Here is an 11,456-nt window from a genome sequence, read left to right on the forward strand (position 1 = left end):
TACGAGGATGCGAAGGTTGTGCCCGGAGGGTATCCCCAGGTTCAGATATTTTCAATATACTGGCGCCACAATTCCCCTTGAATTGCCAGGAAGGCTTCCTTTATTATTGCCAGCCTCGATTGGAGAGATTCGCGGCGAACAAATTCCAGCCAATGATGAGGCTGGGTGCCCGCTTTTAGAGCTAACAATACACCTACCTCCTGTTTCTGTCTCTCATCAAGGCGATTCCAGATCTTCTCTACCTGCGGCACGCTCAATTGCTCTTTAAAGGCAGATTCAACAAAGCGCTCTAATTCTCTCTCCGTCCACTGCTCTGGCGAAAGCGAATCCGTTGACTCTATCAGGACTGCTGCTTTGCTCGTTCGTGCGCTAATCACAAGCAGCACCACAGATAGTAAGCTGGTAAAGAGCAACTTGACCTGCATATTTCACACCTCCTATCTGAGATCCTCCCCGGCCTTTAGCCGGTGGTATCTTCACGATAACCAATTCCGTGCCCGCTGTCTACTGTAGAAATTACCAGGTTCGGACCTGTAGATTCCTACAGGTCACAGGAACCCGTGCTCCTTCGCCCAGAGCACGGCCTCCAGCCGCGAGACCACCCCCAATTTCTGCAAAATGTTCCCTACGTGGAAATCCACTGTCCGGACAGTCAGGCCGAGCTCCCGAGCGATCTCTTTGTTGCTTAACCCCTGGGCCATCCACTTCAACACCTCCCGTTCCCGCTCCGTGAGCTGGCTCCAGCGGGCCTCGGTCTCCCGGTAGCGTTGGATCCGCTGGATCTGAGACGCGGTCCAGAGGGATTCGCCACGGGCCACCTGTTGGATGGCCGAGGCGATATGCTCGAGGGGTTCTTCTTTGAGGAGGTAGCCGCAGGCTCCGGCCTCCCACATTTCGGCCAGGTAGCGGTCGCAGTCGTAAGCACTGAGGGCCAGCACGTGCACAGGCAGGCCCCGGCGTTGGATCTCCTGGGCCACCGCCGGCCCCGAGAGGCCCGGCAGCCGGCAATCCAGCACCGCCACATCGGGCTGAAGGGCCAGAATCTTCTCCAGGGCCTCTTCCCCATTTTCGGCCTCGGCGACCACGGCGATATCGGGCTGCCGGTCCAGCAGGACCCGCAGCCCGAGCCGCAGGGGGGGATGGTCATCGGCGAGAAGGACACGAACGGCCTGGGTCATAGCTCCTCCCTCCACCCCCCAGGTGACGGTCACCTCGAAGGTGACCGTCACCTGGTGTCACTTGGTCAGCAAATCCTCCAACTCCTACGCGGCGTCCACCAGACGGCCCCGACGGCGGGTCAGGCTGAAGTTCTCCCACTGGGTGTCCCCGTGAAGGTCGTTCAGGAACCAGCATAGTGCCTGAATCTGGGGCTCGCTGTTCACCATGCTCAGGGCTGAGCTCAACCAGCCTCGAGGGTAGTTCTGAGCCGGCGGGACGCCTACCGCCGGAATGAAGGTGTTGGCCGAGGTGATGTAAACGGGAAGCCCCCGGGTGGATGGATAGGCATTGATGATGTCCAGCCACTCCCGATAGATACGGAAGCCCGCCTGAGCGTCCCTCTATTCCGGCCGCGGGAGGTCGATTCGAGGTTCTAAGTGACCTCGCCCGCCCAGTTCATGGGCCTCGGGCCGGCCTGGAGCCTGAACAGCGAAGCCATCCGGGGCCACGAGGGGAATCCCAGGCGCCGCTTTCAATCGCGCCGTCTCGTCGATATATCGCACCAAGGTGTTCATGCAGTTGAGCCAAGGCACATCCAGCCGGTAAGGATAAACGCCGTTCTGGTCTATGTTCCAAGGCCGGACCGGTCCCACCAACACCCGGACGTGGGGGTTTGCAGCCCGGATCACCTGGACGCCGTTATCGGTGTGAAGGATTGGCTCGCCGTAGCCGTTGAAGATGCGGGCTACCACTCGGGGGTCACCGGACGGTCTGGGGCCATCGCGTTCTGATCCAGGCCGTTGTAGCTGCTACCCAGGATATAGGGGAAGGACCAGCCCCAGTTTGGTCGGAAGGGGAGGGGGAGTGGGAGGTAGCGGCTCGCCGACCCTCATCCGTCCCCGTTCCTGACAGCCGATGTGGCAGCTGTGATAGAAGACGATTTCCACAGGGCCGGTGGGAAGGGTGAAGCAAAAGGTCCAGGTCCACTGCTTGCCCAAGCCCGCCTTCCAGGTTTTCAGATAAATCGGAGCGCCGTTGACCGTTAAGAGGACATAGGCCCAGGGGGTGTGATCGGTGACGTGGAGGCGGACTTCGTCGCCGGGGCGGGCGAAAGGCGGGTCCAGCTGCATGCGGGGGGCCAGCAGGGCGGGAAGTAAGGGGCCGTCTCCCTCCAGCACAACGATTATGTAGCCGGAAATCGGGAGCAGGGCGCCAGCGATCGACACCAGCACCAATCCCAGAAGCCACCCCCAACGGCGTAGCCATCCCCCTACGGTCGCGAGGGCATGATCGGCAGGACGAATCGCACGCATGTCCCTGTTTCTCCCTCCGTTCGGCTGATGATCTCCAGACGGCTCCCGTGACGGCGCAGGATTTCCTCCACCAGCGCTAAGCCCAACCCGCTCCCCTCCACCTCCTGCTTGGCCGCCCGATAGAACCGACGGGTGATGTATGGCAGGTGTTCCGCCGGGATGCCCGGCCCGGTGTCCTGAACCGCGCAAAGGACCCCCTCTTCTGTCCGTCGAAGGACGATGGTGGCGCGATCGCCCGGACGGCAGTGCTTGAGGACGTTATCCAGCAGGTTCAGGAAGACCTGCAGCAGCCAGTCCGGGTCTCCCCAGACCGTGGGGAGTGGGGAGTCGGCCTCCAGGGCGAAGCGAATGTTCCGTTTCTCCGCCCGACTGGTCAGGGACAGGAGGGCCTGCTCCGCCAGGTCCACCAGGTGGATCGGGCGCCAATCGATTTCGGGAGAGGCCTCCAGGCGACCCAATTCCAGCATCAGGTGGATCATGCGGGCCAGCCTCTGAGCCTCCGCCCGAAGCAGCTGCAGGGATTGCGCTTTGGTCTCTTCGGGGATGTCGGGGAGGGAGAGGATCTCCAGGTGGGTGAGGATGGCGCCCACGGGGGTGCGCAATTCGTGGGAGAGGCCAGCAAAAAGTTGGGTTCGGGCTTCCTCGGCTTCGTACTGGGAAGTGACATCCAGCAGGAAGAGGTAATCCCACCGTCGGCCCGACATCAGCCACCAGCGGACGGCCCGGCCGGAGGGGAGGGGGAGGACCCGGTAGCGGCCCTCAGGGGCCCGGCCCCGCCGGACATCGGCGCGGTCGTCATCCAGAAGGAAATCCCACTCCACAGCGGGGATCGAACCGGAAGAGGTCCTCAGCTCCAACAGGCGGCGGGCGTACTCGTTGGCGTAGACGTATCGCTCAGCGCTCTCTAAGACGATCCATCCGAAGGGGGCGTGCTCCAGGACGGCGTTGAGGATGGCGTCAACGAAGGTTTCCGCCGCGCGCCGCCCCGCGCGACAGCGGTCCAGCCAGAGAGCCATGAGGATGAGGGCGACGAGGATCAGCAGCAAGGCCAGAAGGAGCTCGCGCAGGGGAAGAACCAGCACGCTTCCAGCTCCAGGTTGAGGTGCCCATCATCGCTGGAGGCCATTGGAACAGGGGTTAGTATATTGAAAGGGGCAGAGAGGAGCAAGTCCGCCCCGTATCCGGTGTGGCCTGATCATACCGGTTCGTGGTGGACCGCCAGGGCCACCATCCACCCCAACCTCGAGGGGAGAGCAAACCCACCAAACGAGCGACCGATGGTGAACGGACAAGTTCCACCAGAAGATGGTTACGTCCTGGCCAATCACTCCGGGCCTCAGCAATTCAAGTCGAGCCGTCGATGCTTCTCGGAAGTCATTGTGGCAACACGGCACGGGATGAGGATTATCCCGGGTTGAGATTAGGAGGTGTAGTCGTTCGGCGGCCAGGTAGGCCTCGGCCAGCGCATGGGCCGCCTCTGTATATATGGCCCGCAGCCGCTCCTGATGGGGGATGAGCCAGAGCTCATACGGGGTGCCCGGCAGCAGGGCGACCGCTCGGCGAGGCGTCGAGCGAGCGCCTCCAGGGCCTCTAAATGGAGAGGCTGTTTCGTCAGCCACCGCCGCACGGTTTCTTCAAAGACCTCGACGTCCACCCGAACGGTGTCCGCGGGATCAAAACAAAGGGCCTCACCGGCGGTGGCGAAATGGCGGAACGGCCCGCGGGGAGACATGTAGGGTTCCAAGCTCTGGCGCAACCACGAGAACAGCCGTTGGAAAATGCCTTTCGATTCCTCCGGATCCCGGTCGGGCCAAAGATTCTCTAGGATCCGCTCCCGCGGGAGCCACCGTACGCCCGAGCGCGGCGGCGACGGTGAACGCTGGCAAACAGCCAGTGCTGATCTCCTCACACGAACACCGGGGGCAGGCGCTGGATACCTGCCCCCGGTTTTTTATGCCTGAGCCGCCCTCCCAACCTTCAGGCTGCGGGGTGGGTATATAGGGTGGAAAAATCTTTCCACGGGAGGTGTGCGATGCGTGGGCTATCTCTGTTGCGATTCCGAAGGCTCCTCCTGAGCTTGGGAATATTGGGGGCCCTGCTCGGGCTGGGGGCGGCCCCGACGCCGGAGGCCCCGCCCTCCGAGGGGGTGCAGGTCCCCGTGGTCTTAGATGGCGTGCGCTACGAGCCGGAGGAGTTCAATCGGATGGAGGCAGACCTCCGCCGACGCGGGATCGTTCTCTGCTTCACAGTAGCCCGAGATGGAACGTTGCATGCGTTCTCCAGCTATTTGCCGGGGTGCCACGAATTCCTCGAGAGGGAATGGAGATTGTCAGGGCCGCTGGTTTATCCACCGCCGGTCTATCCTCTCCGTATTCGAACGGGAGAGGGGAAGGTTAAGGGGGTTGGAGTTTGGGTTGAGCCGATCATAGGGCCTTCTTCATCGGATAGCTAAGGTGCAGCTTTTGAGATCCCTGGGGGCTGGACGGCACCGGATTTGCGAGTGTTTAACTGGAACGATCGGGCCTCTTCCCTCTACGCCCAGCCTTAGTGCAGGGGATGGACGAGCGCGAGGCGATCGAGCGGTGGCGGAGGGGTGATCCGGAGGGGATGGCGGCGCTGGTGCGCTGGTATCAGGGCCGCGCCCTCCGGATTGCTGCTCTCATCCTGCCAGACCCGATGCAGGCGGAGGATGCTGTCCAGGCGGCCTTCATCCGCGCCTGGATGAAACGGAAATCTTTTCATCCTGATGCCCCGTTCTGGCCGTGGTTCCGCCGCCTGGTGGCGAACGAGGCATGGCGCCTGGCCCGCCGAGAGGGTCGGGAGGCACCGGCGGAATCCGGCCCGGTGGAGGAGGGTGGCCCGGATCCCGCATCAGACCCGGCGGATGGCTGGGCTCAAAGGGAAACCCTGGAGCGGCTGGTCCAGGCCCTGGAGGCCCTCTCGCCGATGCAACGGGCCGTTCTGACCCTTCGCTACTATGAGGCGATGAGCGAGGCGGAGATCGCGGAGACGTTGGGCTGTGCGATCGGCACGGTGAAGTGGCATCTGTATCAGGCAAGAGAACGGCTGCGCGCCTGGCTGAAGACGGGAGAAGAATGATGAGCGGGTTCCCCTGCACGCCGGAGGAAGAGCAGCAGTTGCAAGAGGCCCTGGATCGGCTGGCCCGGATGCGGATCCCGGAGGAGCGGGATTTGTGGCCAGCCCTCCAGGCCCAGCTGTTCACGCCCCACCGCCGTGGTTGGCGATGGGTGGTCCAGAGGAATTGGGCCTGGATGGCGGCTGGGCTGCTGTTGGCGCTGGCCCTTATCGGGATGACGGTCGCCCCCAGGCTGTGGGAGGCCTTCTTCCTCACCCAACCTCTGGAGCGGGATCGAAAGCTCCGAATCCTTTCCCTGACCCAGACCCGGGGGGGCGTGACGGTGACCATCGAACGAGCTTATGCGGACGCCAACCGCATCCTGATCAGTTACCGGGTCCGCGGGCTCCCGGAATCCCCCGCCGCTCACTGGATCCCCGTCCTGACCTTGGAGGACACGTCCGGGCGCCCGATCCCGAGCTTGATCGGGGAAGGCCTGGTAGGAGCCTCGGAGGTCCTCGGGCTGTCGCTCCCACCCGGGGGACTGGCCGGCGTGGTCGGTTTTGACCCCTGGGCGTTGCCGGGCTGGCCCATCCACCGACCGGAATCCCTCTCCTTGCGGTTGCACGTGGTATTCCAGGCGATTCCCTACCCCGCTCCAACGCCGGGCATCCGTTGGACGCAGATCCATCCCGAATCCGGGCCCGTGCGGGAGGGTTCTGTCCCAGTCACGCCGCATCCTGCGGAGGGCCCCACGCCGGCGGCGGGATGGCGCTTCACCTTCGATCTCACCGTTCCGGTTGAACCGGAGGCAGCGGGTTACGGCCCTCGAACTGAAGTTGCCCACGGACTGGAGCTCACCTTGGAGCAATGGGTATGGGCTCCCTCAGGCGCGCGGGCGCGGGTGTGCTTCATCCCGCCGGACCCTCAGTTGAGCTGGACGATGCATGAGGAGCTGATGCTGGAGGCGCAGGACGAAGTCTCTCCATCGGCTCCCTCCAGCGAGATCGCAGGGGGAGAGGCGCTCACCATCACGACGCCGATCCTCCAGAGCCCACCGCGGCAGCAGGGGGAGCAGGTCTGCCTGGATCGGTTCTTCGCGGCTCCGCAGCTGAAACGCGCGCGCCCGGTAGTCTTCCAGGTCCTGGAGCTTGTGGGGTGGTCTCCCGCGACCCTGAAGCCTGTGCGCCGCTGGCAGGGACCATGGGTGTTTCAGATCCCTTAAATAAAATGATCGCGCCTTGCAGCCGTCTTAATTCCGCACCCGGTGAAATAGTGCGGCACCGGAGATACGAGGATGCCTGTGGAAAGCGCTCCCCACGGGCTCCGCGCTCCTGGCACACGGCCCCCAAAGATGACTGTTCACAGGATCGGGGCGCCCTGGTTGGGATGAGGACAGGAAACCCAGGTGAGCATGAAGACCTCACCTTTCCAGGGATTACCTTCACAATCCGGCTGTCCCTTCCAGGGCCTGCAGCACCGCTTCATCGGGCACATCGGAATGGACGCGCACCTGGCCGGGCCGATGGATCAGGATCAGGCGGAGGCGCCCACTCCGCCGCTTTTTGTCCGTGCCCATCGCCGCGAGGACCTCCTCCGGCGTGGCCTCGATCCCATACCCGGCCAGCCAGGTCCGCCAGCGGGTGGGGAGCCCCAACCCGCAAAGCACCCCTTCCAGGTCCTGGAGGAGATGGGGGTCCTTGAGAAGGCCCCGGCGGGCGGAGAGCGCGGCCGCCGCCATCATGCCGGCCGCAACAGCCTCCCCATGCGGAACCCGATAGCCGCTGATCCGCTCGAAGGCGTGGCCGAAGGTGTGGCCCAGGTTTAACACCTCCCGCTCCCCCCGGGTCTCCAGGGGATCCCGTTCCACGATACGAACCTTGACCGCGATGGCCCGGATCAGCAGGTCGATCAGGGACTCCATCTCCGGCATCGCTGCCCAGCGGGCCGGATCCTCCCGGAATCGCGCCCACAGCTCGGGATCCCCAATCAGAGCCGCCTTCACCACCTCCGCCATGCCGTTTCGCCATTCGGCGGGCGGGAGGGTGCTCAGCGCCGTGGGGTCGATCAGGAGAAGGCGCGGGGGATAAAAGGCGCCGACCAGGTTTTTCCCCTCCGGCAGATCCACCCCGGTTTTCCCTCCGATGGAGGCATCCACCATGGCCAGCAGCGTGGTCGGGATGCTCACCAGCGCGATCCCCCGCATATAGGTCGCCGCCACAAAGCCCGCCAGGTCCAGCACCACCCCGCCCCCCAGGCCGATCAGGAGGCCATCCCGCCCGATCCCGCCCTGGGCGAGACGCCGATAAAGCCCTGCGGCCGTATCCATGGTCTTGGTCTTTTCCCCGGGGGGCAGGAGGATCTCCAGGACCGGGAACCCCGCCTCCTCCAGGGATCGCCGCACCCGCGCGCCGTGATAGGCCGCCACGGTGGTGTCGCTCACCAGGGCGATCGGTCCTTCCAGGCCGGCCTCCCGCAGGGCCGCCCCGCAACGATCCAGCAGGCCCGGCGTGAGCAGGATGGGATGGGAACGCTCCGCTTCCGGAAACCGCAGATGAAGCGTGATCATGGTTTTATGACGGGCGCGGGATGCCAATTCCGGCAGGATTCACGCCTGGGAGAGGTGGAAGGCCATCTTCAGCGGCCGCCACCCCTCTGAAAATCCTTCATGTGGATCAAGCGGAACAAACAGAGCTCGAACAACGCGGGCTATATGGATCCTCCCCGATAGATCCGGGGGACCCGGGGGGAGATCCGGGTCGTGATCTCATAGTTGATGGTGCCGGCCCACGCCGCCAACTCCTCCGCGCGGATCTCCGCTTCCCCCTGTCGGCCCAGGATCACCACCTCGTCCCCCACCTCGACGCCCGAGATCCCGGTGACGTCCACGACGATCTGGTCCATGCTCACCCGGCCGCGCACCGGAGCCCGCTGGCCCCGGATCAGAACATACCCCCGATTGGAAAGCGCCCGCGGATAGCCGTCGCCGTAGCCGATGGGCACCAGCGCCATCCGGGATTCCCGTTCCGCGACGAACGTCCGGCCATACCCCACCGATTCCCCCGGGGCCAGGGTCCACACCCGGGTCACCCGGCTTTTGATGGTCATGGCCGGATGCAGGGGGAAGGGAGGTTCCCACTCCGTCGAAGGGCGCATCCCATAGAGGGCCAGCCCGGGGCGCACGGCCTCGAAGTGAGCGGAGCGGAAGCGCATCGTCGCCGCGCTGTTCGCGGCATGGTGGAGGGGAACCCGGATCCCGATGGATTCCAGGACGGCGATGACCTCTTCGAATCGGCGGAGCTGACGCATCGTGAAAGAGGGATCGCTCTCATCGGCGGTCGCAAAGTGCGTATAGAGGCCCTCCACCATGAGGCCATCCATCGTCCGCAGCGCGCGAAGGAAATCCACCGTGTCCTCCGGGGAAATCCCCGCCCGCCCCATCCCGGTATCGACCTCCACGTGGACCGGGACGACCCGCCCGGCTCCCCGGGCGATCGCGTCCAGGGCCTGGGCGGCCTCGAGGGTGGAGAGCGTGGGGGTTAACTGCCAGCGAACGGCCTCGGAAGCTTCCTCGGGCATCAGGGGAGCCATCACCAGAATGGGCGCCTCGATGCCCGCCTGACGGAGGGCGATCCCCTCGCCGAGGCGGTGGACGGCCAGGCGGGACGCGCCGGCGGCCAGGACCGTCCGGGCGACGGGGATCGCGCCGTGGCCATAGGCATCGGCTTTGACCACCGCGATGATCTCCACCCGCTCGCCCACCCATCGTTTCAACGCCCGCGTGTTCGCCCCAATCGCGTCCAGATCCACCTCCGCCCAGGTCAGGGGAGACGCCTTCATGGTCACCACCGTCCCTCGAGAAGCTGCACCACATCCTCCCGATAGGAGCGGGAGGCCAGGGAGAAGGCATCCGCCAGTGCCATCACCTGGTCTACAGATGGAGACCACCGGGCCCGCTCTTTCGCATGGGCTGTTCGTCCGATCAGATCAGGAGGCTCGCAGACTCGCAAAGCGATCACCAGAAAGACCATGGCCTGGAATCCCACCGCCCGCTGTCGGTGGCGGATCTCAATCTCAATCCTCACTCCGTCTTCAACCTCTCGGATGAATACCGGATGCTTCCGCCATGAAATTATAAAATCCGCAAACCGAGACGAGGTATACTCTCTTTCGATAGAGAATTTTTCATCGCAAAACTCGCTGTAAGATTTGATCCGATGGACCAATCTCTGCATGGTCAATAAGTCGAGCAGATGCTCCTGATGGATGATTCGCCACATCTCTCCCATTTCTACAGGGTTACCCTGATGATCCCGATAGGCGATTTGCCACTCGATCACATCCTCTGCATGCAAAGGAACCTGGCGAGCTGGAATGGGTTTTTCCCCTCGCCGGAGGCGGACTCGGCCCGTGGGTCGGGTGAGGGGAAGGTCACAGAGAATGCGCTTCGTTGCTGGATCCCAGTGAACCGGAACGAACTCCTGGGGCATCGTCGGAACCCTCCAGCATGGCCTCCAGACGGGCGATTATGGCCTGGAGCTCTTCCATTCCGGCCAGTCCTTCCCGGGCACGACGGTGAAGGGCCCGATACGCTGCCACAAAAGGCTCCTGCGCCGGAAGGGGAGGCACCGGAATCCAGAGCTCTCGAAGCAGACGTTGCGGCACCGTCACGGTGCCGGTTCCCCGCCAGATCCGCCGCAGCGCCTGCTGGAAGAAGGCGGTTTGCGTCAGCAGGGCGAAAAACTCGGGCCGCATCATGTCCGTTCGAAGTCGGATGATATAGATGTAATCATCCGCAAGGCCTTCCTCGTCCTCTTCCAGCACGGCCGCCGCCCGTCCGATGCATCCCACGCCGACGCGCACGAACAGCACGTCCCCTTTTCGAACCCGCGCGCCGGGGTGATCCATCGGGCTGCCAGGAGCGATGTAGCGGCCATCGCGACGCGGATCGATCCCGAACGGGGTCACGGTTTTAGCGGAGAGAAAAGGAATTCCAGATCCGGCGAACCGCCGCTGCGCGCCATATTTCGCATGCCCCCCCCGGATCTCCCACAGCAGCTCCTTCAGGGGACGCAGGGGGAATACGGTGGGCCACGCGAGGGGAGTCAGATGATGTAGCGGCGCCATATCGTCGATGAGGGCCTCGACAGGCTTCCAGAGCCCGCTGCCTTCCTGGAGCTGTCGGGAAACCCGGCTCAGATCCTCCTCGTCCTCCACGTGAGCCAGGAACACGGCCCTGGAGGGATCGGCAGGTTCCTTACAAGCAATGAGAACGCAGCTTTTGGCCGGAAAGAACCGCCGGGAGAGGCTGATCACGGCCAGCGGGCGAACATGGCGGAGCAGCCATTCCCGGACCCGCCGGTAGGGCAGATTGGCGAAGAGGCCCTCGGGCAGCACAACGGCCAGCACGCCCCCCTCTCGCAGCGCCCGCACACAGAGCTCTAAAAACAATGCTTCCACCGCCTCACTTCGCCGCCCGGCCCCGAGGGTGAAGCGCTGAAGTTTGGATGCTTCCTTCACCCGACCGTATTTTGCAGAGAAAGGGGGATTGGTGGCGACCAGATCGAACCGGCCTTCCAGCTCTTCCACCCAATCCAGGGCATCCCCCAGGCGAAGCGATACACCGGGGGTCCCTTCCAGACGGCGCCCCGCCGCCGCCCACACCTCGGGGTCCACTTCAATGCCGACGATCTCCCGGAACCCCAGCGAGCACGCCGGTTCCAGGAATGCCCCATCGCCGCATGCGGGGTCCAGCATCGATTCCCGCCGGCGAAGCAGGGGCAGAGCTGTTTCCACCACCCATGTGGCGAGCCGGGGAGGCGTGAAAAACTGACCGAACACCTTCCTGCGCCGGCGGAAATGGCGATCCCTCTGGCGTTCAGAGGACCCCTCAAGGTACAGAGGCAAGG

General features: G+C 64.0%; 12 protein-coding genes. 2 read left to right on the forward strand and 10 right to left on the reverse strand.

Translation table 11 applies throughout. The features are described from left to right. Positions 1–41: 41 nt before the first annotated feature. The 6 genes from VAE54_RS06335 to VAE54_RS06360 form a co-directional block, all read right to left on the reverse strand. On the reverse strand, positions 42–425 hold the full coding sequence (locus VAE54_RS06335) for a hypothetical protein (RefSeq protein WP_322801102.1): 384 nt from the start codon (positions 423–425) through the stop codon (positions 42–44). 123 nt (positions 426–548) lie between these two features. Next, on the reverse strand, positions 549–1,229 hold the full coding sequence (locus VAE54_RS06340) for a response regulator transcription factor (protein WP_322801103.1): 681 nt from the start codon (positions 1,227–1,229) through the stop codon (positions 549–551). Positions 1,230–1,262: 33 nt separating this feature from the next. Next, positions 1,263–1,403, reverse strand: coding sequence for a hypothetical protein (locus tag VAE54_RS06345; RefSeq protein WP_322801104.1), 141 nt, complete (start codon positions 1,401–1,403; stop codon positions 1,263–1,265). A gap of 156 nt (positions 1,404–1,559) precedes the next feature. Then, positions 1,560–1,910 carry a hypothetical protein gene (locus VAE54_RS06350; RefSeq protein ID WP_322801105.1) on the reverse strand — a complete coding sequence of 117 codons (351 nt, stop codon included), beginning with the start codon at positions 1,908–1,910 and terminating at the stop codon, positions 1,560–1,562. Between the two features lie 57 nt (positions 1,911–1,967). Beyond that, the gene (locus tag VAE54_RS06355) at positions 1,968–2,471 is read right to left on the reverse strand and encodes a hypothetical protein (RefSeq protein ID WP_322801106.1); all 504 of its coding nucleotides are present in this window, start codon (positions 2,469–2,471) and stop codon (positions 1,968–1,970) included. Next, complete coding sequence (locus tag VAE54_RS06360; protein ID WP_322801107.1) at positions 2,429–3,553, reverse strand: sensor histidine kinase; 1,125 nt, start codon at positions 3,551–3,553, stop codon at positions 2,429–2,431. Before VAE54_RS06360 ends, VAE54_RS06355 begins: the two co-directional genes overlap by 43 nt. 1,474 nt (positions 3,554–5,027) lie before the next feature. Between VAE54_RS06360 and VAE54_RS06365 the strand changes: the two genes are divergently transcribed. Together VAE54_RS06365 and VAE54_RS06370 are read left to right on the forward strand one after the other, a co-directional pair. After that, the gene (locus tag VAE54_RS06365) at positions 5,028–5,570 is read left to right on the forward strand and encodes a sigma-70 family RNA polymerase sigma factor (RefSeq protein ID WP_322801108.1); all 543 of its coding nucleotides are present in this window, start codon (positions 5,028–5,030) and stop codon (positions 5,568–5,570) included. Next, positions 5,570–6,772 carry a DUF4179 domain-containing protein gene (locus tag VAE54_RS06370; RefSeq protein ID WP_322801109.1) on the forward strand — a complete coding sequence of 401 codons (1,203 nt, stop codon included), beginning with the start codon at positions 5,570–5,572 and terminating at the stop codon, positions 6,770–6,772. The genes VAE54_RS06365 and VAE54_RS06370 overlap by 1 nt, the downstream gene beginning before the upstream one ends. A 219-nt stretch (positions 6,773–6,991) precedes the next feature. Here the strand turns inward: VAE54_RS06370 and aroB are convergent, their stop codons facing one another. The 4 genes from aroB to VAE54_RS06390 form a co-directional block, all read right to left on the reverse strand. Further along, the gene (gene aroB / locus VAE54_RS06375) at positions 6,992–8,116 is read right to left on the reverse strand and encodes a 3-dehydroquinate synthase (RefSeq protein WP_322801110.1); all 1,125 of its coding nucleotides are present in this window, start codon (positions 8,114–8,116) and stop codon (positions 6,992–6,994) included. Positions 8,117–8,256: 140 nt separating this feature from the next. Next, positions 8,257–9,387, reverse strand: coding sequence for an alanine racemase (gene alr / locus VAE54_RS06380; protein ID WP_322801111.1), 1,131 nt, complete (start codon positions 9,385–9,387; stop codon positions 8,257–8,259). Positions 9,388–9,389: 2 nt separating this feature from the next. Continuing rightward, a complete protein-coding gene (locus VAE54_RS06385; protein ID WP_322801112.1) occupies positions 9,390–10,037 on the reverse strand; it encodes a R.Pab1 family restriction endonuclease in 648 nt (215 codons plus the stop codon). After that, complete coding sequence (locus VAE54_RS06390; protein WP_322801113.1) at positions 9,979–11,454, reverse strand: N-6 DNA methylase; 1,476 nt, start codon at positions 11,452–11,454, stop codon at positions 9,979–9,981. The genes VAE54_RS06385 and VAE54_RS06390 overlap by 59 nt, the downstream gene beginning before the upstream one ends. Between the last annotated feature and the right edge of the window lie 2 nt (positions 11,455–11,456).

The sequence above is a fragment of the Thermoflexus sp. genome (assembly GCF_034432235.1).
In the GTDB taxonomy this organism is placed as follows: domain Bacteria; phylum Chloroflexota; class Anaerolineae; order Thermoflexales; family Thermoflexaceae; genus Thermoflexus.

What these genes read in the sequence shown, in the direction of transcription:
- VAE54_RS06335 (WP_322801102.1), bottom strand. Translation starts at nt 425, where the DNA reads ATGCAGGTCAAGTTGCTCTTTACCAGCTTACTATCTGTGGTGCTGCTT.
- VAE54_RS06355 (WP_322801106.1), bottom strand. Translation starts at nt 2,471, where the DNA reads ATGCGTGCGATTCGTCCTGCCGATCATGCCCTCGCGACCGTAGGGGGA.
- VAE54_RS06365 (WP_322801108.1), top strand. Translation starts at nt 5,028, where the DNA reads ATGGACGAGCGCGAGGCGATCGAGCGGTGGCGGAGGGGTGATCCGGAG.
- VAE54_RS06370 (WP_322801109.1), top strand. Translation starts at nt 5,570, where the DNA reads ATGAGCGGGTTCCCCTGCACGCCGGAGGAAGAGCAGCAGTTGCAAGAG.
- aroB (WP_322801110.1), bottom strand. Translation starts at nt 8,116, where the DNA reads ATGATCACGCTTCATCTGCGGTTTCCGGAAGCGGAGCGTTCCCATCCC.
- alr (WP_322801111.1), bottom strand. Translation starts at nt 9,387, where the DNA reads ATGAAGGCGTCTCCCCTGACCTGGGCGGAGGTGGATCTGGACGCGATT.
- VAE54_RS06385 (WP_322801112.1), bottom strand. Translation starts at nt 10,037, where the DNA reads ATGCCCCAGGAGTTCGTTCCGGTTCACTGGGATCCAGCAACGAAGCGC.